Genomic DNA, 21,070 nt, shown 5'->3' with positions numbered 1-21,070 from the left:
CGACCGTCGCGTCGGTAGATTCGACACGTCACGAAACTTCGGATCAGGAGCACACATGGCTGACCCCCTCATCGCAACAAGCGTCTTCGACAGACTGCTCAAGGACCGCATCATCTGGCTCGGGTCGGAGGTGCGCGACGAGAACGCGAACGAGATCTGCGCGAAGATCCTCCTGCTCGCCGCAGAGGACTCCGACAGGGACATCTTCCTCTACATCAACTCGCCCGGCGGCTCCATCACGGCCGGCATGGCGATCTACGACACGATGCAGTTCGTGCCTAACGACATCGTCACGGTCGGAATCGGCATGGCCGCCTCCATGGGGCAGCTGCTGCTGACCGCCGGCACGAAGGGCAAGCGCTACATCACGCCCAACGCGCGGGTGCTCCTGCACCAGCCGCACGGCGGATTCGGCGGAACCTCGAGCGACATCCAGACGCAGGCGCAGCTCATCCTCGACATGAAGCGCCGCCTCGCCGAGATCACCGCCGCTCAGACCGGGAAGTCGGTCGAGCAGGTCAACGCGGACGGCGACCGCGACCGCTGGTTCACCGCCCAGGAGGCCCTGGAGTACGGCTTCGTCGACCACATCCGCGAGTCGGCCACCGACGTCGTCGGCGGCGGCGGCACCGAGAACTGATCGACCGAAGGAGACAGACAACGATGAACACACCCGCCTTCGGCCTTCCCCACGGCGCAGCGATGCCCTCGAGCCGGTACATCCTGCCGCAGTTCGAGGAGCGCACCGCCTACGGGTACAAGCGCCAGGACCCGTACAACAAGCTCTTCGAGGACCGGGTCATCTTCCTCGGTGTGCAGGTCGACGACGCGTCGGCCGACGATGTCATGGCACAGCTGCTCGTGCTCGAGTCCCAGGACCCCGACCGCGACATCATCATGTACATCAACTCGCCCGGTGGCTCCTTCACCGCGATGACCGCGATCTACGACACGATGCAGTACGTGTCGCCGCAGATCCAGACGGTCGTGCTCGGACAGGCGGCATCGGCGGCATCCGTGCTGCTGGCCGCCGGCGCGCCGGGCAAGCGTCTCGCGCTGCCGAACGCTCGGATCCTCATCCACCAGCCGGCGGTCGGCGAGGCCGGTCACGGCCAGGCGTCCGACATCGAGATCCAGGCCGCGGAGATCCTCCGGATGCGCACGTGGCTCGAAGAGACCATGGCGCGGCACACCAACCGCACGCAGGAGCAGGTCAACAAGGACATCGACCGCGACAAGATCCTCTCGGCGCACGAGGCGATGGAGTACGGAATCGTCGATCAGGTGCTGACCTCGCGGAAGCGGACGCCCGCGGCGATCACCGCCTGAGCGGCGCACGCCCATCGCGTATGGCCCCGGCGACGTGTCGGGGCCATACGTGTCATCACGGCGCTTCATCCGAACGCCGCGCAAATCCGCGGGGATGTCTGCGGGAGAGGTTAGGCTCGGAACACCACGTTCTCAGGGGAGCGATGGTTTCCGGCATCCAGGAGGGGTACATGGCTCGCATCGGTGAGAGTGCCGACCTGTTCAAGTGCTCGTTCTGCGGAAAGAGCCAGAAGCAGGTCCAGCAGCTGATCGCAGGACCCGGCGTCTACATCTGCGACGAGTGCGTCGAGCTGTGCAACGAGATCATCGAAGAGCGCATGGCCGAGTCCGGCGACGAGTCGGTGGCCGAGTTCGACCTCCCCAAGCCCCGCGAGATCTTCTCGTTCCTCGAGGAGTACGTCGTCGGGCAGGACCCGGCCAAGCGTGCCCTGTCGGTCGCGGTCTACAACCACTACAAGCGCATCCGCGCCCACTCGACCCTGCAGCCGGCCGAGCAGCGAGCCGACGACGTCGAGCTGGCGAAGAGCAACATCCTGCTCCTCGGACCGACCGGATGCGGCAAGACCTACCTGGCTCAGACGCTCGCCAAGCGCCTCAACGTACCCTTCGCCGTCGCCGACGCGACCGCGCTGACCGAGGCCGGCTATGTCGGTGAAGACGTCGAGAACATCCTCCTCAAGCTCCTGCAGGCCGCCGACTTCGACGTCAAGCGTGCCGAGACCGGGATCATCTACATCGACGAGGTCGACAAGATCGCGCGCAAGGCGGAGAACCCCTCCATCACGCGCGACGTCTCGGGCGAGGGCGTGCAGCAGGCGCTTCTCAAGATCCTCGAGGGCACGGTCGCCTCGGTTCCGCCGCAGGGCGGACGCAAGCATCCGCATCAGGAGTTCATCCAGATCGACACGACCAACGTGCTGTTCATCGTCGCCGGCGCCTTCGCTGGCCTCGAAGAGATCATCTCGTCGCGCGTCGGCAAGCACGGCGTCGGTTTCGGAGCGCCCCTGCAGGAGAAGGACAAAGAGCTCGATCTGTTCCGCGAGGTCGAGCCCGAAGACCTGCACAAGTTCGGGCTGATCCCCGAGTTCATCGGGCGTCTTCCCGTGGTGACCTCCGTATCGCCGCTCGACCAGAAGGCCCTCATCGAGATCCTCACGGGTCCGAAGAACGCGTTCGTCAAGCAGTATCAGCGGATGTTCGAGCTCGACGGCGTCGAGCTGGAGTTCGAAGACGATGCTCTTCGCGCGATCGCCGATCTCGCGGTCGCGCGGAAGACGGGTGCCCGCGGTCTGCGCGCCATCCTCGAGGACGTCCTCGGTCCGATCATGTTCGAGATCCCGTCGGCCGATGACGTCGACAAGGTCATCGTGACGCGTGCAGCCGTCGATGACGGCGCGCCGCCGACCCTGGTCCTGCGACAGAAGCGCAAGAGCGCCTGATCCTTCCGGCTCCTGCCGCCTGCGGCGAAGCCGTGCTCGCCGACGATGTCGGGGGAGTGGTCTAGCGTTCGCAGCATGCGACGCATCATCTACGACACCGCGACCTCACTCGACGGATTCATCGCTGACGCTGAGGGTTCGCTCTCGTGGCTCTTCGCGGTGGAGGGTGGTGAGGAACCCGACGCGAGCCTCCTCCCCGGCGATGCCGGGGTGCTCGTGGAGGGGTCGACGACCTACGAATGGGTGCTCGCGGAGTCGGACATCCTCGCTCATCCCGAGCGCTGGTACGAGTTCCACGGCGACCGCGCGACCTTCGTTTTCACGACGCGGGAGCTGCCTCGCCCGGCCGGTGCCGACATCACCTTCGTGTCGGGACCGGTCATCGATGCGCTCCCACGTATCCGAGCCGCCGCCGGCGACCGCGACGTCTGGGTCGTGGGCGGGGGCGACCTTGCGGGCCAGTTCTTCGACTCCGGTGCGCTGGATGAGATCTCGGTCTCGGTGGCACCGGTCACGCTCGGCGCCGGAGCGTCCCTGCTGCCGCGGCGGATCGACTCCGACCGACTCTCACTGCGCTCGGCGCAGATGGTGGGTGCGTTCGCCCGGCTCGTCTACGACGTCAGGCCGACCGGCGGGAGTGGCGCGTCGCGCGAGCTCCTGCCGATGGCGATGTCGTGACGGACCGCGTCACCCGGTCAAGCCGCGGCGCTCGAGGAGCGGTTCGATGCGCGCGTCGCGGCCGCGGAAGTCGCGGTAGGCCTCGAGCGGGTCCTTCGAGCCGCCGACGCCGAGCAGCCGCTCGCGGAAGCGATCACCGTTCGCCCGCGTGAGTCCGCCGTGCTCGTCGAACCACTCCACCGTGTCGGCATCGAGCACCTCGCTCCAGATGTACGAGTAGTACCCGGCGCTGTAGCCACCCGAGAACACGTGTGCGAAGTACGTCGACGAGTAGCGCGGCGGCACCGCCGGCTCGTCGAGCCCGATATCGGCGAGGGCTTCGGCTTCGAACCGGGCCACATCCGTGACCTGAGCCGCTTCCTCCGAGCTGAGCGAGTGCCAGGCGAGATCGAGCCATGCGGCCGCGAGGTACTCGCTCGTCTCGAACCCTTGATTGAACGCCCCGGAGGCGCGGAGCCGGTCGACGACGTCGGTGCTGAGCGCCTCTCCGGTCTCGACATGGCGCGCGTAGTGGGCGAGCACCTCGGGGTGGAAAATCCACATCTCGTTCACCTGGCTGGGGAACTCCACGAAGTCGCGGAACACGTTCGTGCCGGCGAACGACGGGTAGGTGACGGTGGCGAACAGGCCGTGCAGCGCGTGGCCGAACTCGTGGAAGAGCGTCGTCACTTCGTCGAGCGTCAACAGCGTCGGCATCCCGGGTGCGGGCTGGGGGACGTTGAGGTTGTTCACGACGATCGGAGTCGTGTCGCGCAGTCGTGACTGCGAGGCGATGGAGTTCATCCACGCCCCGCCGCGCTTGGTGTCGCGCGTATAGAGGTCGAGGATGAACAGGCCCAGGTGCGAGCCGTCCTCGTTCGAGACCTCGAACACACGAGCCCCCTCGGTGTAGGCCGGCAGATCGGGCCGCTCGGTGAAGGTGATGTGCCGTACAGCCGGGTTGCGGCGAAGAAGACCCCGTCGCGCAGGACGCGCTCGGCGTCGAACCATGGGCGCAGCGCCGTCGTGTCGATGTCGAGTGTGGCTGTGCGTACCCGCTCGGTCGCGAACGCCCAGTCGGCGGCGGAGAGCTCGCGGCCATCGATGACAGCCTGCAGCGCCGTCTTCTCGCGCTGAGCGTTGCGCGCAGCCGGCACCGCGAGGCGTCGGAGCATCGACGACACCGCGTCGGTGCCACCCGCAGTCTGGTCCGAGGTCACGTAGGCCGCGTGCGAGGCGAACCCGAGCAGCTCGGCGCGCTCGGCGCGCAGGCGCACGATCTCGAGCAGCACGGGGCGGTTGTCGTTCGGCCCCGGTCGCGAGCCGCGCGCCCGTGAGGCATCGAGAATTCGCTGCCGCGCCCGAGGATCGGTGAGCGAGGCCATCAACGGATGCCCCGTGAACAGCGTCAACGTGATGACGTAGGCGCCGGGCAAGCCTCGCTCATCCGCGGCGCGAGCTGCGGCGGAGAGCTCGCCGTCGCTCAACCCGTCGAGCTCGTCCCGCGAATCGAAGACGACCGCGAGGTCGTTGGTGTCGGCGAGCAGGTTCTTCTCGAACGCCGTCGTGAGGACGGAGAGCCTGCTGTTGATCTCCGTGAGCCGCGATGTGGATGCCGGATCGAGACCGGCTCCGGCGTGCGTCATCTGCACGAAGCGTCGTTCGACGAGGTAGCGCTGCTCCGCCGTCAGCCCGAGCGTGTCGCGCATCGCGTGAAGCCGCCCGACGCGCTCGTAGAGACGCGGGTTGAGCAGGATCGCGTCGGAGTGCGCAGACATGAGCGGCGCGAGCTGCTCGTCGACTGCCTGGATGGCGGGTGTCGCATCCGCTGAGCTGACGGAGTAGAACGTGCGAGCGACGTCGCCGAGCAGTCGTCCGCTCTCCTCCCACGCGCGCAGCGTGTTCTCGAACGTCGGTGGCTCGGCGCTCTCGACGATGCGCTCGATCTCGGCGAGCTGCTGATCGAACGCCTCACGGAAGGCGGGGAGGTAGTGATCGACGGCGATCTCGCGGTAGTCGGGAAGGCCCCACGGGAGGGCGGATGCGGTCAGGAGCGGGTTCGCGGATTCCGGCATGTCCCCACCCTGCGCCCCGGTGCAAAGACTCAGTTGCAAAGAACATGTTGCAAAGTTAGGTTTGCAACATGACAGGCGACGACGACCGAATGCGACCGCGGCGAGACGTCCGGGCTCTGGACGCGGGAGCCCTGCGCGCCCTGGCCCACCCCGTGAGGGTGCGGCTGTACGACATCCTGAGTCAGCAGGGTCCGCAGACGGCGAGCTCCCTGGCGGCGATGACGGGGGAGTCGTCGGGCTCGACCAGCTACCACCTGCGCGCTCTCGCCAAGCACGACCTCATCCGCGAACTGCCCGACCGGGGCACCGCCCGCGAGCGCTGGTGGGAGCGCCCGTCGGGTGGGATCTCGTTCCCGGGTCCCGACTCGCTGCGCACCCCGGCCGGCCGTGCAGCCACCCAGGTGGTGATGAGCGAGTTCCTCGACCGTCGCCACGACCAGCTCATGCGCTTCGTCGACACCACGCTCCGCGACGAGCTCGACCCGTGGGCGCAGAGCGCGCTGATCACCTCGGCCACCGTCACGCTGACGGTGGAGCAACTGGGCGAGGTCAACGCCCGCATCCAGCGCGTCATCGACGACATCGTCGACGAGTACCGCCTTCCCAGCGGTGACGAATCGTCCCCGGCCGGCGACCGGCGCGTCGTCTCGCTTCGCGCCGACGCCTTTCCGCTCGTGACGGAGAGCGATCGGCCATGAGCCCGGACAGCGCTCCCGCACCCTCCGCGGTCCGGGCATCGAGCCGCCTCGGGCGGGACTTCTCCCGGCTGTGGACTGCCGCGGCATTCAGCAATCTGGCCGACGGCCTGGGCCGCACCGCGGTCCCCCTCATCGCGACGACCCTGACGCGCGACCCCGTTCTGATCTCTCTGCTGGGAGCGGCCGCGTTCGTGCCCTGGCTGGTCTTCGGCGTCCCCGCCGGCGTCATCGTCGACCGATTCGACCGGCGCCGCGTCATGGCACTGGCGAACACCGTCCGGGCTGCTGCCGCAATCGGGCTGGCCCTGCTGACGGTCTCGGGAAGCCTCGACATCGGATGGCTCCTCGTCGGCACCCTCGTCTTCGGGTTCGGCGAGACGCTGTTCGACAACGCCACGAACGCCGTCATACCGGGCGTCGTCGCCCGCGGCCAGCTCGATCGGGCGAACGGCCGCATCCAGGCTGCTCAGGTCACGATCGACAGCTTCGTCGCGCAACCTGTCGCCGGCGTGCTGTTCGCAGCGTCTCTCGCGCTCCCGCTGTGGCTGGGCGCCACCGGGTACCTCGTGCCCATCGCATTGGCGCTGATGCTGCCGCTCGCGGCAGCGCGGGCCCGCAACCCGGCCGCGGCCGCGCCCGCCGACGGCGATGTCGTCCCCGGGCCGATGCCCGAGCCGCTTCCCGCTCCGCCGTCACCGATCGTGCCGGCCGGCGAGGCGGTGCGCTACCTGTGGCGGCACCGCTTCCTCCGCAGGCTCGTGCTGTTCACCTCCGTCGTCGGATGCGCGTTCGCCTTCGCCCAGGCGCCGACCCTGCTCTACTTCCTCGACGTGCACGGCGTGAGCGAGATCGCGATCGGATTCGTCACCGCGGGCGTCGGCGTCGGGGCGCTGACGGGTTCGATCGTGGCTGCCCGGCTCGTCGGCCGCTGGGGGCGAGGCAACGTGATGTGGGTCGCCAACCTCGCTGCCGCGGTCTGCATGGTGGCCGTCGGCCTCGCACCGCACGTGGTGATCGCCGTGATCGCCTACGCCGGGATGGCGTTCGCGGTGTCGCTCTGGAACGTTCCCTGGGGTGCGCTGCGCCAGCAGATCATCCCGCCCGCCCTGTTCGGCCGCACGCTCGGCATCATCCGGACGTTCACCTGGGGACTGTTCCCCGTAGCCACAGTGCTCGGGGGTCTCGTCGCCGCGATAGACCTGCGTCTCCCGTTCCTGGTGGCCGGGGTCGTGTGCGTCGTCGCGACTGCGGCGAGCACGCGCCTGATCCGAGCCGCCTCGACTTACAGCGCGCCTGCTCCCCGGGACTGAGGGGCAGGCGCGCCGTACGTCAGAACGTGTCGTCGTCGATCTGACCGACGACGGCGGCCCCATCCGCGTCGAGCGAGACGACCACGCCGTTCTCGAGCTCGGCGACCGGGCGTCCTTCGAGCCAGGTCAGCGTCCACTTCGGTCGGGGGTCGACGTCGAGGACCCGATCCACCGCGCGCACCTGCTCACGGAAGGCCTCGGGGAGGGATGCGGGCGGTTCGTCGCCGCTGCTCCACCGCGTTCCCAAACGCATGTCACGCCTCCTGGGGTGCCAGCTCGACCCGCTCGACGACGAGGTCTCCGTCGCCGTCGAGCAGCTGGAGCTCGTCGATGCGTCCGACGGCCTTCAGGTCGCCCTCGGCGCGGCGCAGACGATCGATGGTCGCGGCGTCCGCGCGCAGGGCGAGGACGGCCACCGGGGTCTTCTGCGATGCCTTGGCCTCGGTCTTGGCTCGGCGGATGCCGATGAGCGCGGCACTCGCTGCGGTCAGCACGGCGGGGTCGCCCGCGATGCCGCTCGCCTCGGGCCAGGATGCCGTGTGCACGGAACCGTCCTCGAACCACGACCACGCCTCTTCCGCCGCGAACGAGAGGACGGGGGCCAGCAGGCGCAGCAGAGACGACAGCGCGAGGCGGAGCGCCAGTGCGGCGGATGCCTGGCCGGCGTCGCCCCGGTCGTAGGCGCGCTCCTTGACGAGCTCGAGGTAGTCGTCGCAGAACGTCCAGAAGAACGCCTCGGTGATCTCCAGCGCCCGAGCGTGGTCGTAGGCCTCGAACGCCCGGGTCGCGTCGACGATCACGCGGTCGAGGGTCGCCAGCATCGCCGCGTCGAGATCGTGCGTGACCTCGGCTCCCTCGGGGACGGGGAAGGACAGCACGAACTTCGCGGCGTTGAGGACCTTGATGGCGAGCCGGCGTCCGATCTTCACCTGCGTGGGGTTCTGCGGATCGAACGCGGCATCGGAGCCGAGCCGGCTCGAAGCCGCCCAGTAGCGGACGGCGTCCGTGCCGTGCTGAGCGAGGATGTCGGCGGGCGTGACGACGTTGCCCTTCGACTTCGACATCTTCTTGCGGTCGGGGTCGACGATGAAGCCGGAGATCGCGGCGTCGGACCACGGCGCACGACCGTCCTCGAGAGCGCTGCGGAGCATCGTCGAGAACAGCCACGTGCGGATGATGTCCTGCCCCTGCGGTCGCAGGTCGAACGGCGCCACGAGGTCCCACAGTTCCTCGTCGCGCTGCCATCCGCCGGCCAGCTGCGGGGTCAGCGACGAGGTCGCCCAGGTGTCGAAGATATCGCGCTCGGCGTCGAAACCACCCGGAACGCCGCGCTGGTCCGGCGTGTAGCCCGCGGGGACATCGGTCGTCGGGTCGATCGGCAGCTGCGCCGCATCCGGGGTGATGACGCGCGCGTAATCGCGCTCACCGTTCTCGTCGAGGCCGTACCAGAGGGGAATCGGCACGCCGAAGAAGCGCTGCCGCGAGACGAGCCAGTCGCCGGTGAGGCCGCTGGTCCAGTTCTCGTAGCGCACCCGCATGAAATCGGGATGCCACGACATCTCCTGGCCGAGCGAGATGAGGCGTGCGCGCAGCTCCTCGTCGCGTGCGCCGTTGCGGAGGTACCACTGACGCGTGGAGACGATCTCGAGCGGACGGTCGCCCTTCTCGAAGAACTTCACGGGGTGGCTGAACGGCTTCGACACCTCCAGCAGCTCGCCCGATTCCTGAAGCAGCTCGACGATGCGCTTCTTCGCGCTGAAGACCGTCTTGCCGGCGAGCTCGGCGTAGGCGTCGCGAGCGGCGTCGGTGGCGATGGCCTCGGGCGCCTCGGCGAGGATCCGCCCGTCATGGCCGAGGATCGTGCGGTTGGGAAGGTCGAGCTCGCGCCACCAGATGATGTCGGTGACGTCGCCGAACGTGCAGATCATCGCGATGCCCGAGCCCTTGTCGGGCTGGGCCAGGTGGTGCGCGAGCACGGGGACCTCGACGTCGAAGAGCGGCGTGCGCACGGTCTTACCGAAGTAGGGCTTGTACCGCTCGTCATCGGGGTTCGCGACGAGGGCGACGCACGCCGGCAGCAGCTCGGGGCGGGTGGTCTCGATGTGGATGTCGCCGGTGCCGTCGGTCTTGTGGAAGGCGATGCGGTGATACGACGCCTGCTGCTCGCGGTCCTCGAGCTCGGCCTGGGCGATCGCGGAGCGGAAGTCGATGTCCCACAGGGTGGGTGCGAGCGCCTGGTACGCCTCGCCGCGCTCGAGATTGCGCAGGAACGCGAGCTGGCTGGTGCGGATCGTGTCGTCGGAGATGGTGCGGTACGTCTGGGTCCAATCGACCGACAGCCCGAGCTGGCGGAAGAGCGACTCGAACTGCTTCTCGTCCTCGATGGTGAGCTTCTCGCAGAGCTCGATGAAGTTCCGACGGCTGATCGGCACCTGGTCGGCGGCACGGCTCGACTTGTTGTCACCGCCTTCGAACGGCGGGACGAAGTCCTCGACGTAGGGGAGTGTCGGATCGCAGCGGACGCCGTAGTAGTTCTGCACCCGCCGCTCGGTGGGCAGGCCGTTGTCGTCCCAGCCCATCGGGTAGAACACGCTCTTGCCGCGCATCCGCTCGAACCGGACCTTCAGGTCGGTGTGGGTGAACGAGAAGACGTGACCGATGTGCAGCGAGCCCGAGGCGGTCGGCGGAGGAGTGTCGACGGAGAAGACGCCCGCGCGCCCCGTCCGAGCGGCACGTGCACGATCGAACAGGTAGGTGCCCTGCTCGGCCCAGGCGGCGTCCCACTTCTGCTCGAGGCCTTCCAGAGCGGGCTTGTCAGGAATGTGCGCGGTCATGGGAGCTCCTCGGCGATATGTGCGGCACTGTGTGAGCGTGCCTGAGTGTGGGTCGTCCGATTCTACCCGGCGCGCGACGCGGATCAGGGGTGGGACGCGGTTCCGCATCCCACCCCCGGAAGCTCAGAAGGCGGCTTCGATGGTCTTGTTGCCCTCGATGACCTCGCGCACGCCGTCGCTCGTGAACGCGTCGATCAGAGCCTGCGTCGCGGGCGAGTCGGCCTCCGACGAGGGCACGACCAGCTGCAGCGCGAAGCGGTCGTCGAGTTCGGTGAGGATGCCGTCGTCCTGCGGGGTGAGGCCGAGGGCCGCGATGTGCGAGGGCCACTGGAAGACGAGGTCGGCCTCGTCGTACGCGGTGTTGAGCTGATTGATCTCGAGCGAGAGGAACTGCAGGTTCTTCGGGTTCTCGGCGACGTCGTCGAGGGTGGCCGCGTAGGGGTCGATCCCGTCGGCGAGCGCGATCACGTCGGCGTCGTCGAGGAGCTTCAACGCGCGGGCGGTGTTCGAGGAGTCGTTGGGGATGGCCACGGTCGCGCCGTCGGGCAGCTGGTCGATGTCGGTCAGGCTCTTGGAGTAGAACGCGATGACGAAGTTGTAGATGGGCTGCACGGCCTCGAGCGACGCGTCGTTCTTCGCGTTGAACTCCTCCATGTAGGGCTGGTGCTGCGAGAAGTTCGCCTCGATGTCACCGGCGGCGAGCATGTTGTTGATCGTGACGTAGTCCGACACGGGAACGAGCTCGATCTCGTACCCGTCCGCGATCGCGGCGCCCGCCGCCTCCACGATGTCGGTGGCAGGCGAGGTCACCGCCCCGACGCGGAGGGTGATGGTGCCGGAGTCGGAGTTGCCGGAGCTGGCGCCGTCTGCCGCGCTCGCGCATCCGGTGAGGAGCGTGGCGGTCGTCAGGGCAGCGATTGCAGCTGCGGCGAAGCGGGAGCGGGCGGTACGGATGGGCATGGAGTCTCCTTGTGAGAGGGCGATGGCTGGGGTTCAGCGGTGGTCGAGCCGAATCGACACGCGGTGTCCGATCGACTGGATGGCGAGGACGACGACGAGGATGACGGCGATCGTGAAGTACATCAGCGGGTAGTCGTACTCCTGGTAGCCGTACCGGAGAGCGAAGTCGCCGATGCCGCCCCCGCCGACGACCCCGAGGACGGTCGAGTACGACAGCAGGCTGATCGTGGCCGACGTCAGGGCGTACACGAGACCGGGGAACGCCTCGGGCAGGAGGAAGCGCGTGACCGTCTGCGGCAGCGTGGCTCCCATCGTGCGCGCGACGCGGGGGATGCCCGGGCTGATCTCGCGGAGGATCTGCTCGACGAGGCGCGCATAGATGGCGACGGCGACGAAGCAGAGCGAGAACGTCGCGGCGGGGGTGCCGAAGGTCGTGCCGTACACCAGTCGCGTCACCGGCACGAGGAAGACCACGAGAAGGAGGAAGGGGAAGGATCGCACCACGTTGATGAAGAGATTCCCGATCCACCAGACCGCGCGGTTCGGTGCCACGCCGCTGCGGCCGGTCAGGTAGACGAGCATCCCGAGCGGGAGTCCGAGAACGACGGCCGCGGCGAGCGACACCAGGAGCATGTATCCGGTCTCGCCGAGCGCTTCGAGCAGATCGGCGCCGCGGCGCTCGAGCGAATCCGCCAGGCCGCTCACGAACCGAGCTCCCGCCGCGCGCGCTCGAGGTAGCTCTCGTGACGGTCGCCGGGGTCGGGTCGCACCGTGAGGATGTCTCGCAACCTGCCGTCGTCGAACAGCGCGACCCGGTCGCAGACCCGCCGCACGACGGCCAGGTCGTGCGTGACGACGACCACCGTCGTGCCGAACCGGTCGCGCGCCTCGCGGAGGAGGGCCAGCACGCCATCGGTCGTCGTGGCGTCGAGCGACGACGTCGGCTCGTCGCACAGCAGAACGTCGGGGCGCGACACGAGCGCGCGAGCGATGCCCACGCGTTGGCGCTGACCGCCGCTGAGCTGTGCCGGATAGGCGTCCTCGCGGCCCTCGAGACCGACGAACCGGAGGATGTCGTCGACCAGCGCCGACTGCTCGCCGTCACGGGAGCGGCGACCGCGGCGACGCAACTCGAGGGACAGCGCGACGTTCTGGCGGACCGTGCGGTTGGCCAGCAGATGAACGCCCTGGAACACGACGCCGATCCGCCGGCGGAGAGCGCGCAGCGCGGCGCCGTCGAGCGCCGTCGGGTCGTGCCCCATCACCACGACAGCGCCCTCGTCCGCGGTGATCTCGCCGGTCAGGAGCGAGAGCAGCGTGCTCTTGCCCGCGCCGCTCTCGCCGATGACGCCGAAGATCTCGCCCGGAGCGACGGCGAGGCTCACATCGACGAGCGCCCGGGCGCCGCCCGGATACGTGACGCCGACGCCGCTCAGGGCGATCGGGGCGTCTGATGGTGACACGGGGTTACTCCATTAGTTGGACGACGTTCAACTATAGTCGAGGCATGGCCACCCGGTATCGCACCTCTGCATCGAACGACGACGGCGGCACGCGGGTCAGCCGCGTTCCCGGGGGCCTCGAGGTGGCCGTGTCGAACCCGCTCCAGCCCGGTCACGATGCGACGGCGAGCAACCCCGAGCAACTGCTCGCGCTCGCCTGGGCCACCTGCCTGAACGCCACCGCGCAGGCGATCGTGGCCGGTGAGCGGCAGACCAGGGTGCGCGCCGAAGTCACTCTTCGCGACGCCGAAGGGCGCGCGGGGTACGAGTTCGTGGTCACGGCGTTCGTCTCGGGCGAGGGGCTCGACGAGGAGCAGGCATCGGGACTCGCCGCCGCGGCACACGACCGCTGCCCGATCTCGCGGCTGCTCCAGGCATCGCCTCTCGCCGAGGTGCGGGGCGAGACCTGGTCGGCGGCCTGAAGCGCCGTCAGCGCTCGATCGCGAAGCCCAGGTGGGGCATGTCGACGCCTCGGTAGTGCACGATGAAGCGACGTCGGACCGTCATCCCGAGCCTGATCGCGACATTCATCGACGCGATGTTCGTGTCGCGAACCTTCGCCCAGATGGCCGGGGCACCCAGCTCCCGGAATCCCCAGTCCCGGGCAGCGGTCGCGGCCTCCGTCGCGTAGCCCCGGTGCCAGTGCCTCCGCTGGAAGAGATAGCCGACCTCGAGCACCTGCTCGTCGCCCACGAACTGACGGGTGATGCCGCACTGCCCGATCATGCCGGCGCCGGGCAGATCGACCGCCCAGAGGCCGAAGCCGTCCTCGTCGTAGCGGCGGAGATTCCGCGCCAGCCACCGGGCGCTCTCCTCGTCATCGAACGCGCCCTCGTAGGCGGCCATCGCAATCGGATCGGTGAGGATCTCGCGCAGCGGGCCGAGGTCGTCCTCCGTCATGGTGCGGAGGACGAGACGCTCGGTGCGGGCGATCACGGGACGCGCTCCCCGGCATCCTCGTCGCGGACGTCCCACCCGAGCGCTGCGGCGAACGCGGTGGCGTGCGCCTCGACCTGACGCCGGGACGCCGTCGCACCGGACAGGGCGCGGACGTCGGTGAACGCGAGTGCCTCGAGACCGCGGAGGTCGAGGTCGGAGCCGCTCAGACCTCGCGTGTCGAACTCGTCGACCGTCGTTCCTGCGAAGCGGACGCGCTCGAACACGGCACCGGGGGCGTCGAGCGTGCCGATCCGGCAGTCCACGATCTCGACGTCACGCAGAGTGGCTGCGGGGACCGACAGGTACTGGATGCGGATGCCGCGGAGGATGACGCCGTCCCACCGCGCGCGTTTCGCGTCGAGAGTGCCGATGCGTCCGCCGGACACGGTGACGGTCCGCCAGTTGCCGTCGCCCGCATCGAGCTCGGGCGTCGCGAAGTCGCTCACGAGCACGTCGGCGAGGATGGCGCCGCTGAGGTCGAGCCGGTCTGCCGTCCCGGCCCCGATCACCGATTCGCTCAGGCGGGCGTGGGCACCGTCGGCCGGGCCGCCCTCGATCGTGATCGACGACTCGATGAGCTCGACGTGGCGCGACAGCCTGCCGGGCTCGAGATGACGGGGTGCTTCGGGCTCGCTCACGCGAGGGGGTGCGGGGCGAGTACGCGGGCGGGCCATGCGTTCAGCGTATGCCGACGGTATGATGAGGTCATCAGCAACGATCCGGCCATCACCGGGGAGCTCTCGGAAGAACAGCGGTCACCCGCTCAGTAGAACCGAGCGGGGCAGGCCCGTCACAGCCGCTGGGAGAGTGGCCCTCCGGGGCAAGCGGGGTGGTACCGCGGTCGCACGATCGTCCTCGCAGGATGTCCGACCCTGCGAGAGAAGCCATGACCTATCCGAAGTCCTCTGCTTTCGGCCCCGCCGCCGACAGCGTCGTGCCGAGCCCCCGTTTTCCCGACGTCGAACGCGACGTGCTCGCGTTCTGGGACCGCGACGACACCTTCCGTGCGTCGATCGAGCAGCGTGACGGCGCCCCCGAATGGGTGTTCTACGACGGACCTCCCTTCGCCAACGGCCTGCCGCACTACGGGCACCTCCTGACCGGCTACGCCAAGGACGTCTTCCCCCGCTTCCAGACGATGCGAGGGAAGAAGGTCGACCGGGTCTTCGGATGGGACACGCACGGGCTGCCCGCAGAGCTCGAAGCGATGAAGCAGCTCGGCATCACCGAGAAGAGCGAGATCGAGTCGATGGGCATCGCCGCCTTCAACGACAAGGCGCGCTCGTCGGTGCTCGAGTACACGCGCGAGTGGGAGGACTACGTCACGCGTCAGGCGCGGTGGGTCGACTTCGAGCGCGGCTACAAGACCCTCGACACGGGGTTCATGGAGTCCGTGCTGTGGGCGTTCAAGGAGCTGTGGGATAAGGATCTCGCCTACGAGGGACACCGCGTGCTGCCCTACTGCTGGCGCGACGAGACGCCGTTGTCGAACCACGAGCTCCGCATGGACGACGACGTCTACAAGATGCGGCAGGACCCGTCCGTCACCGTCACGTTCCCGTTCGTCGGTGCGAAGGCGGAATCGCTCGGACTCACCGGCGTGCGGGCGCTCGCCTGGACGACCACTCCCTGGACGCTGCCGACGAACCTCGCGCTCGCGGTCGGTCCCGGCATCCGCTACGTCGTCGTGCCCGGGGGTCCCGCGGGAGCCGCCGATGTGCACGAAGACCGGGCCGAGGCCGACGCGCACCGCTACCTGCTCGCCGCGGACCTGCTCGCCGGCTATGCGAAGGACCTCGGGTACGACAGCGCCGAGGCGGCCCGTGAGGCCGTCGAGCGCACGGTCGTCGGCGCCGACCTCGCCGATGTGCAGTACGACCGGCTCTTCGACTACTACGCGGATGCCGAGACGTGGGGCACCGGGTCTGCGTGGCGCGTGCTCGTCGACGATTACGTCACGACCACCGACGGCACGGGCATCGTCCATCAGGCTCCCGCGTACGGCGAGGACGACCAGCGCGTGACCGGCGCCGCCGGCATCCCGCTCATCATGAGCCTCGACGACGGCGGACGCTTCCTCCCGCAGGTCAAGGACGTCGCCGGCGAGCTCTGGATGGACGCCAACCGTCCGCTCATCCGGCTGCTCAAGACCGAGGGCCGCCTGCTCCGCGAAGCCAGCTACGAGCACTCGTATCCGCACTGCTGGCGCTGCCGCAACCCCCTGATCTACAAGGCCGTCTCGAGCTGGTTCGTGCGGGTCACCGCGATCAAGGACCGCCTGCTCGAGCTGAACGAGCAGATCACGTGGGCGCCGGAGAACGTCAAGCACGGCCAGTTCGGCAAGTGGCTCGAGGGCGCGCGCGACTGGTCGATCAGCCGCAACCGCTTCTGGGGCTCGCCGATCCCGGTCTGGAAGAGCGACGACCCCGAGTACCCGCGCACCGACGTCTACGGCTCGTTGGCCGACATCGAGCGCGACTTCGGGCGTCTGCCGCGCAACGAGGCGGGCGAGGTCGATCTCCACCGGCCGTTCATCGACGACCTCACGCGTCCGAACCCCGACGATCCGACCGGCCGCTCGACCATGCGGCGCATCGAGGACGTCTTCGATGTGTGGTTCGACTCCGGATCGATGCCGTACGCGCAGGTGCACTACCCGTTCGAGAACCGCGAGTGGTTCGACGAGCACGCCCCGGCCGACTTCATCGTCGAGTACATCGGGCAGACGCGCGGCTGGTTCTACGTCATGCACGTGCTCTCGGGCGCCCTGTTCGATCGTCCCGCCTTCTCGGGTGTCGCCTGCCACGGCATCGTGCTCGGCAGCGACGGGCAGAAGATGTCGAAGTCGTTGCGGAACTACCCCGACGTCTCCGAGGTGTTCGACCGCGACGGATCCGACGCGATGCGCTGGTTCCTCATGGGCTCGTCGGTGCTGCGCGGTGGCAACCTCGTCGTGACCGAGGAGGGAATCCGCGCCGGGGTGCGCGAGTTCCTGCTGCCGCTGTGGAACACGTGGTACTTCTTCGCGACCTACGCCAACGCTGCCGGCGGCGAAGGCGGTGCGGGGTACGAGGCGCGGCGGCGCACCGACTCGACGAACGTGCTCGACCGCTACATCCTCGCGCTGACCGGTGACCTCGTGCGCGACGTCGCAGCCGATCTCGAGGCCCTCGACTCCACGATGGCGGCTGCGAAGCTGCGCGACTTCGCCGAGGCGCTCACGAACTGGTACATCCGGCGCTCCCGCGAACGGTTCTGGGTCGGAGTCGTGCCGGGAGACGAGTCGAGCACCGAGGCCTTCGACACGCTGTACACCGTGCTCGAGACGCTCACGCGCGTCGCAGCGCCCCTCCTCCCGCTCGTGAGCGAGCGCGTATGGCAGGGTCTGACCGGCGGTCGCAGCGTGCACCTCGAGGACTGGCCCGACGCAGACGAGTTCGCGCCCGCCGCCGACATCCGCGCCGCAATGGATGCGGTCCGGGAGGTCTCGTCGGTGGCCAATGCGCTGCGCAAGAAGGAGGGCAAGCGCGTGCGGTTGCCGCTCCCGCAGCTCACGGTCGCCATCAGCGACGCGGCGGCGCTCGAACAGTTCGCCGACATCCTCCGCGAGGAGCTCAACGTCAAGGACGTCGCCGTCGCCGAGCTCTCCGACGACCTCGCGGCCTCGTACGGCATCAGCCAGCGTCTCTCGGTGAACGCGCGCGCCGCGGGTCCGCGTCTGGGCAAGCAGGTGCAGCACGTCATCGCCGGCGCCCGCGCGGGTCTGTGGAGCGAACAGGACGGCGTCGTGACGGTCGACGGCGTCGCCCTGGAGCCCGGGGAGTACGAGCTCACCCTCGAGGCGGGGGGTGTCGCGGACGGAACCGCGATCGCCCTGCTCTCGGGTGGCGGCTTCGTTCTGCTCGACACGACCACCACACCGGAGCTCGAGGCCGAGGGCCTCGCCCGCGACGTCATCCGCGCCGTCCAGGACACGCGTAAGGCCGCGGGCTTCGAGGTCAGCGACCGCATCCGACTGTCGCTCACCTTCGACTCGGACGAGGATGCCGCGGCGGTCGCGTCGGCATTCGATGCCGCGGATGTCGCCGGCGAGACCCTCGCCCGCGAATGGGTCGTGCGCTCTCGCACCGACAGCCTCGCGACATCCGCGACTCCCGCGTCCTCACCGGCACCGTTCTCCGCCGGCGGTGAGGCCGCCTACGAAGCGGTCGTCGCGGCGAAGACCTACGCGAACCGGGGCGATCTCACGGTGAGCGTCACCCGTCTGACAGGAGAGAGCGCATGACCGATCAAGCCCGGGCCGACGCCGTCTACGCCGCGCTGCTGCAGCGCCAGGGCGAGCAGTGGGTGCAGCCGCGTGTCGAGCGCACGCGCCGCGTGCTCGAGCTCCTCGACGACCCGCAGCGGACCTATCGCGTCGTGCACGTCACGGGCACGAACGGCAAGACGTCGACCAGTCGCATGATCGAGAGCCTCGTGCGTGCGCACGGCTTGCGGACCGGCCTCTTCACGAGCCCGCACCTCGAGCGCTTCACCGAGCGGATGCTCATCGACGGCGAGCCGATCGCGGATGCCGCCGTCGCCGAGGCGTGGGAGGAGATCTCGCCCTTCGTCGATCTCGTCGACGCCGAGCTGGAGGCCTCCGGGGATGCGCCGCTGACCTTCTTCGAACTGCTGACCGTTCTCGCGTTCGTCGCCTTCGCCGACGCCCCGGTGGACGTCGCGGTGATCGAGGTCGGCATGGGCGGGTCGTGGGATTCGACCAACACCGCCGACGGCGACGTCGCGGTCATCGGCCCCGTCGCCCTCGACCATGCCGACCGCCTGGGTGACACCGTGGCCGAGATCGCCGCCGTCAAGGCCGGCATCATCAAGCCGGGCGCGGCGGTCGTCTCGGCGGTGCAGACGGCCGAAGCCGCGGCGCAGATCCGCGCCCGCGCGGCGGAGGTCGCAGCGACCGTCGGGTTCGCCGGCGAGGACTTCGGCCTGACCGGGCACAGCCTCGCGGTGGGCGGGCAGCAGATCAGCGTCCGTGGCCGGGCGGGGGAGTACCCCGAGCTCTACCTCCCGCTGTACGGCTCGCACCAGGCCGAGAATGCGGCCCTCGCGGTCGCCGCGGTCGAGGCGCTCATCGGAGCCGAGGACCACGCCCTGCACGCCGAGGTGGTCGCCGATGGGCTGGGCGCCGTCACCTCGCCGGGTCGTCTCCAGCTGCTCGGCGTCGCACCGACGGTACTGGTCGACAGCGCGCACAACCCCCACGGGGCCACCGCCCTGGCCGCGGCTCTCCGCGAGTCGTTCGACTTCGACGAGTGGGGCGTCGTCCTGGGCGTTCTGGGAGACAAGGACACGGCGGGGATCGTCGAGGCCCTCGCGCCGGTCGCCGCGCACGTCTTCGCGACCGCCCCTGACTCCGAACGCGCGTCCGAGCCGACCGTCGTCGCCGATCTCGCCGAGGAGCGGGGACTCGCCGTCACAGAGCACCGGGATCTGATCGAGGCGGCGGAGGCCGCGCGCGAATGGGCGGCCTCCGGGGAGCGGCGCGCGGTCGTCATCGCCGGGTCCGTCGTTCTCGCGGGCGAGGCCATCGCTCTGGCTGCCGCTGAGGACTGGAAGTCGGGATGGCAGGCGTGAGCCGGACGCGGGAACGCCGCCGCCGAGGCGCTGCGGAGTCCCTCGGGTCGGTCGTGCTCGGGTTCGAGTCGATCGTCGTCTTCCTCGGCGGGCTCACCGTCTACGGGCTCGACGTCCTACCCGCGGGCATCGCCGACTGGTGGGGCGTGGTGGCCGGGTCGCTGCTCGCCGTCGTCATGATCGTCACCGCAGGACTGCTCCGGCACCGCTGGGGGATCGCACTCGGCTGGGCGCTGCAGCTGATCCTCGCGCTGGGAGTGTTCCTCGTACCGGCGCTCGGAATCGTCGCCCTCGTTTTCGGCGGCATGTACGCGTATGCGACCATCAAGGGGGCTGCCCTCGACCGGCGCAACGCCGCCCTGGCAGCCGACGAACGAAACGGAGACTGACATGCCCACCGAAGAGACACTCGTCCTCGTCAAGCCCGACGGCGTGGCCCGCGGCCTCACCGGCGCCATCCTCGCCCGCATCGAGGCCAAGGGATACGCGCTCGTCGACATCCGTCTCGTCGAGCCGGACCGTGAGCGCCTCGAGAAGCACTACGAGGAGCACGCCGGCAAGCCGTTCTACGAGCCGCTGCTCGAGTTCATGCAGAGCGGGCCGTCCGTCGCGATCCGCCTCGCGGGAAACCGCGTCATCGAGGGCTTCCGCTCGCTCGCCGGCACCACCGACCCGACCTCCGCTGCTCCCGGCACCATCCGAGGCGACTTCGGTCGCGACTGGGGACTCGCGGTTCAGCAGAACCTCGTCCACGGCTCCGACAGCCCCGAGTCCGCGTCGCGCGAGCTCGAGATCTGGTTCGGCTGACCGATCCCGCGACATCGAGCCCGCGCACCGACGTCACGCCGTCGGTGCGCGGGCTTCGTCGTCTCAGAGGAAGCCGATCCAGTCCAGACGGATCTGGGCGATGACCGCGATCGCGACATAGCTGAGGACGGCGAGAAGCGGCACCCAGCCCGCCAGGGAGCCGGCGGCGTCCCGCGCACGCCGGGGGAGCGGCACGACCCCCGAACGCATCACATGGAGGGTGACGGCGTAGAAGCTCGGGATCGTCACGAACCACGTCACCATGCACCAGGGGCACAGCGTTCCGAGCACGAAGATGCTCTGCGAGATCAGCCAGACGATGAATCCGAACGCGAATGCCATGCCGGCCCAGAACAGCAGCCAGAACCAGCGAGCGAAGCGGGCACCGGCGAGGACGGCCGCGCCCACCACGATCGGGGCCACCCAGCCGGCGAGCCCGAGCAGGGGATTCGGGAACCCGAACACCGAGCCCTGCGCCGAGGTCAGGTTCGCGCCGCACTGCACGACGAGGTTGAAATCGCAGGATGGCGTGGCCGTCGCGTCTTCGAGCAGGTGCAACCGCTCGGTCGTCAGGGCGAACGCCGCCACCCACCCGATGACTCCCGCGATCATCAGCCAGACGGCCAGGGCGACGGGACGAGCGTGGCTGCGGGGAGCGGGCATGACGGCGATTATCGCATCGCCGTCGATGGTCCTGCCGTGAGCGTCGGACCCCGCGTCCCACATCCCGACGCCGGTAGTGCGATAATGGTCGTCGATGCACGTCAGCAGCCGCGCTGCGACAGGGCATCACGAGAGACTTCGGGCAATGGCTGCCCACGCAGGCCGCGCCGAGAGCCGGCTGCACACCGAGTGAGTTCGCGGCTCGTCCTTCCGGGAGCGACGC

19 protein-coding genes and 1 pseudogene are annotated in these 21,070 nt (G+C 69.2%); 11 read left to right on the top strand and 9 right to left on the bottom strand.

Annotation, left to right across the window (positions count from 1 at the left end):
• Positions 1-55: 55 nt before the first annotated feature.
• From ACPYN5_RS13710 to ACPYN5_RS13695, 4 genes are all read left to right on the top strand, one after another.
• Entirely contained in the window at positions 56-640 is a 585-nt protein-coding gene (locus tag ACPYN5_RS13710; protein ID WP_424449543.1) for an ATP-dependent Clp protease proteolytic subunit, read from the top strand.
• Positions 641-663: 23 nt separating this feature from the next.
• Entirely contained in the window at positions 664-1,329 is a 666-nt protein-coding gene (locus ACPYN5_RS13705) for an ATP-dependent Clp protease proteolytic subunit (RefSeq protein WP_210004530.1), read from the top strand.
• Positions 1,330-1,499: 170 nt separating this feature from the next.
• The gene (gene clpX, locus ACPYN5_RS13700) at positions 1,500-2,768 is read left to right on the top strand and encodes an ATP-dependent Clp protease ATP-binding subunit ClpX (protein ID WP_424449542.1); all 1,269 of its coding nucleotides are present in this window, start codon (positions 1,500-1,502) and stop codon (positions 2,766-2,768) included.
• Between the two features lie 75 nt (positions 2,769-2,843).
• Positions 2,844-3,446: a dihydrofolate reductase family protein gene (locus tag ACPYN5_RS13695; protein ID WP_424449541.1), complete on the top strand. Its 603-nt coding sequence runs from the start codon at positions 2,844-2,846 to the stop codon at positions 3,444-3,446.
• Positions 3,447-3,455: 9 nt separating this feature from the next.
• On the opposite strand, the pseudogene ACPYN5_RS13690 reads toward ACPYN5_RS13695, so the two are convergent.
• Positions 3,456-5,500 (bottom strand): annotated as a pseudogene (locus tag ACPYN5_RS13690) (M3 family metallopeptidase).
• A 68-nt stretch (positions 5,501-5,568) separates the two neighbouring features.
• Between ACPYN5_RS13690 and ACPYN5_RS13685 the strand changes: the two are divergent.
• Positions 5,569-6,198, top strand: coding sequence for a helix-turn-helix domain-containing protein (locus tag ACPYN5_RS13685; RefSeq protein ID WP_424449540.1), 630 nt, complete (start codon positions 5,569-5,571; stop codon positions 6,196-6,198).
• Positions 6,195-7,508: an MFS transporter gene (locus ACPYN5_RS13680; protein ID WP_424449539.1), complete on the top strand. Its 1,314-nt coding sequence runs from the start codon at positions 6,195-6,197 to the stop codon at positions 7,506-7,508. Before ACPYN5_RS13685 ends, ACPYN5_RS13680 begins: the two co-directional genes overlap by 4 nt.
• Before the next feature lie 19 nt (positions 7,509-7,527).
• On the opposite strand, the gene ACPYN5_RS13675 is transcribed toward ACPYN5_RS13680, so the two are convergent.
• The 5 genes from ACPYN5_RS13675 to ACPYN5_RS13655 form a co-directional block, all read right to left on the bottom strand.
• The gene (locus ACPYN5_RS13675; RefSeq protein ID WP_424449538.1) at positions 7,528-7,761 is read right to left on the bottom strand and encodes a hypothetical protein; all 234 of its coding nucleotides are present in this window, start codon (positions 7,759-7,761) and stop codon (positions 7,528-7,530) included.
• A 1-nt stretch (position 7,762) separates the two neighbouring features.
• Positions 7,763-10,342 carry a valine--tRNA ligase gene (valS, locus tag ACPYN5_RS13670; RefSeq protein ID WP_424449537.1) on the bottom strand — a complete coding sequence of 860 codons (2,580 nt, stop codon included), beginning with the start codon at positions 10,340-10,342 and terminating at the stop codon, positions 7,763-7,765.
• Positions 10,343-10,465: 123 nt separating this feature from the next.
• A complete protein-coding gene (locus tag ACPYN5_RS13665) occupies positions 10,466-11,302 on the bottom strand; it encodes a MetQ/NlpA family ABC transporter substrate-binding protein (RefSeq protein ID WP_424449536.1) in 837 nt (278 codons plus the stop codon).
• A 33-nt stretch (positions 11,303-11,335) separates the two neighbouring features.
• Positions 11,336-12,007 (bottom strand): methionine ABC transporter permease, encoded by a 672-nt coding sequence (locus tag ACPYN5_RS13660; protein WP_424449535.1) that lies wholly within the window; start codon positions 12,005-12,007, stop codon positions 11,336-11,338.
• A complete protein-coding gene (locus ACPYN5_RS13655; RefSeq protein WP_424449534.1) occupies positions 12,004-12,765 on the bottom strand; it encodes a methionine ABC transporter ATP-binding protein in 762 nt (253 codons plus the stop codon). The genes ACPYN5_RS13660 and ACPYN5_RS13655 overlap by 4 nt, the downstream gene beginning before the upstream one ends.
• Before the next feature lie 44 nt (positions 12,766-12,809).
• On the opposite strand from ACPYN5_RS13655, the gene ACPYN5_RS13650 reads away from it, so the two are divergent.
• Complete coding sequence (locus ACPYN5_RS13650; protein WP_424449533.1) at positions 12,810-13,226, top strand: OsmC family protein; 417 nt, start codon at positions 12,810-12,812, stop codon at positions 13,224-13,226.
• 7 nt (positions 13,227-13,233) lie between these two features.
• Here the strand turns inward: ACPYN5_RS13650 and ACPYN5_RS13645 are convergent, their stop codons facing one another.
• On the bottom strand, positions 13,234-13,740 hold the full coding sequence (locus tag ACPYN5_RS13645) for a GNAT family N-acetyltransferase (RefSeq protein WP_424449532.1): 507 nt from the start codon (positions 13,738-13,740) through the stop codon (positions 13,234-13,236).
• The gene (locus ACPYN5_RS13640; RefSeq protein WP_424449531.1) at positions 13,737-14,417 is read right to left on the bottom strand and encodes a hypothetical protein; all 681 of its coding nucleotides are present in this window, start codon (positions 14,415-14,417) and stop codon (positions 13,737-13,739) included. The genes ACPYN5_RS13645 and ACPYN5_RS13640 overlap by 4 nt, the downstream gene beginning before the upstream one ends.
• Positions 14,418-14,629: 212 nt before the next feature.
• Between ACPYN5_RS13640 and ileS the strand changes: the two genes are divergently transcribed.
• Genes ileS through ndk form a run of 4 tightly spaced genes read left to right on the top strand, consistent with a single transcriptional unit; the run spans position 14,630 to position 20,184 of the window.
• Positions 14,630-18,028 carry an isoleucine--tRNA ligase gene (gene ileS / locus ACPYN5_RS13635; protein WP_424449530.1) on the top strand — a complete coding sequence of 1,133 codons (3,399 nt, stop codon included), beginning with the start codon at positions 14,630-14,632 and terminating at the stop codon, positions 18,026-18,028.
• Complete coding sequence (locus ACPYN5_RS13630; protein WP_424449529.1) at positions 18,025-19,377, top strand: bifunctional folylpolyglutamate synthase/dihydrofolate synthase; 1,353 nt, start codon at positions 18,025-18,027, stop codon at positions 19,375-19,377. Before ileS ends, ACPYN5_RS13630 begins: the two co-directional genes overlap by 4 nt.
• Positions 19,365-19,766: a DUF4233 domain-containing protein gene (locus ACPYN5_RS13625; RefSeq protein ID WP_424449528.1), complete on the top strand. Its 402-nt coding sequence runs from the start codon at positions 19,365-19,367 to the stop codon at positions 19,764-19,766. The genes ACPYN5_RS13630 and ACPYN5_RS13625 overlap by 13 nt, the downstream gene beginning before the upstream one ends.
• Before the next feature lies 1 nt (position 19,767).
• Positions 19,768-20,184, top strand: coding sequence for a nucleoside-diphosphate kinase (gene ndk, locus ACPYN5_RS13620; protein WP_424449527.1), 417 nt, complete (start codon positions 19,768-19,770; stop codon positions 20,182-20,184).
• A gap of 63 nt (positions 20,185-20,247) precedes the next feature.
• On the opposite strand, the gene ACPYN5_RS13615 is transcribed toward ndk, so the two are convergent.
• A complete protein-coding gene (locus ACPYN5_RS13615; protein ID WP_424449526.1) occupies positions 20,248-20,847 on the bottom strand; it encodes a vitamin K epoxide reductase family protein in 600 nt (199 codons plus the stop codon).
• Between the last annotated feature and the right edge of the window lie 223 nt (positions 20,848-21,070).

It is taken from the genome of Microbacterium arborescens (genome assembly GCF_049707515.1).
GTDB lineage: Bacteria > Actinomycetota > Actinomycetes > Actinomycetales > Microbacteriaceae > Microbacterium > Microbacterium arborescens_B.
Note: the sequence above shows the minus strand (reverse complement) of the source record. Positions and strands in the feature narration are given on the sequence as shown.

What these genes read in the sequence shown, in the direction of transcription:
- ACPYN5_RS13710 (WP_424449543.1), top strand. Translation starts at nt 56, where the DNA reads ATGGCTGACCCCCTCATCGCAACAAGCGTCTTCGACAGACTGCTCAAG.
- ACPYN5_RS13705 (WP_210004530.1), top strand. Translation starts at nt 664, where the DNA reads ATGAACACACCCGCCTTCGGCCTTCCCCACGGCGCAGCGATGCCCTCG.
- clpX (WP_424449542.1), top strand. Translation starts at nt 1,500, where the DNA reads ATGGCTCGCATCGGTGAGAGTGCCGACCTGTTCAAGTGCTCGTTCTGC.
- ACPYN5_RS13695 (WP_424449541.1), top strand. Translation starts at nt 2,844, where the DNA reads ATGCGACGCATCATCTACGACACCGCGACCTCACTCGACGGATTCATC.
- ACPYN5_RS13685 (WP_424449540.1), top strand. Translation starts at nt 5,569, where the DNA reads ATGACAGGCGACGACGACCGAATGCGACCGCGGCGAGACGTCCGGGCT.
- ACPYN5_RS13680 (WP_424449539.1), top strand. Translation starts at nt 6,195, where the DNA reads ATGAGCCCGGACAGCGCTCCCGCACCCTCCGCGGTCCGGGCATCGAGC.
- ACPYN5_RS13675 (WP_424449538.1), bottom strand. Translation starts at nt 7,761, where the DNA reads ATGCGTTTGGGAACGCGGTGGAGCAGCGGCGACGAACCGCCCGCATCC.
- valS (WP_424449537.1), bottom strand. Translation starts at nt 10,342, where the DNA reads ATGACCGCGCACATTCCTGACAAGCCCGCTCTGGAAGGCCTCGAGCAG.
- ACPYN5_RS13665 (WP_424449536.1), bottom strand. Translation starts at nt 11,302, where the DNA reads ATGCCCATCCGTACCGCCCGCTCCCGCTTCGCCGCAGCTGCAATCGCT.
- ACPYN5_RS13650 (WP_424449533.1), top strand. Translation starts at nt 12,810, where the DNA reads ATGGCCACCCGGTATCGCACCTCTGCATCGAACGACGACGGCGGCACG.
- ACPYN5_RS13640 (WP_424449531.1), bottom strand. Translation starts at nt 14,417, where the DNA reads ATGGCCCGCCCGCGTACTCGCCCCGCACCCCCTCGCGTGAGCGAGCCC.
- ileS (WP_424449530.1), top strand. Translation starts at nt 14,630, where the DNA reads ATGACCTATCCGAAGTCCTCTGCTTTCGGCCCCGCCGCCGACAGCGTC.
- ACPYN5_RS13630 (WP_424449529.1), top strand. Translation starts at nt 18,025, where the DNA reads ATGACCGATCAAGCCCGGGCCGACGCCGTCTACGCCGCGCTGCTGCAG.
- ACPYN5_RS13625 (WP_424449528.1), top strand. Translation starts at nt 19,365, where the DNA reads ATGGCAGGCGTGAGCCGGACGCGGGAACGCCGCCGCCGAGGCGCTGCG.
- ndk (WP_424449527.1), top strand. Translation starts at nt 19,768, where the DNA reads ATGCCCACCGAAGAGACACTCGTCCTCGTCAAGCCCGACGGCGTGGCC.
- ACPYN5_RS13615 (WP_424449526.1), bottom strand. Translation starts at nt 20,847, where the DNA reads ATGCCCGCTCCCCGCAGCCACGCTCGTCCCGTCGCCCTGGCCGTCTGG.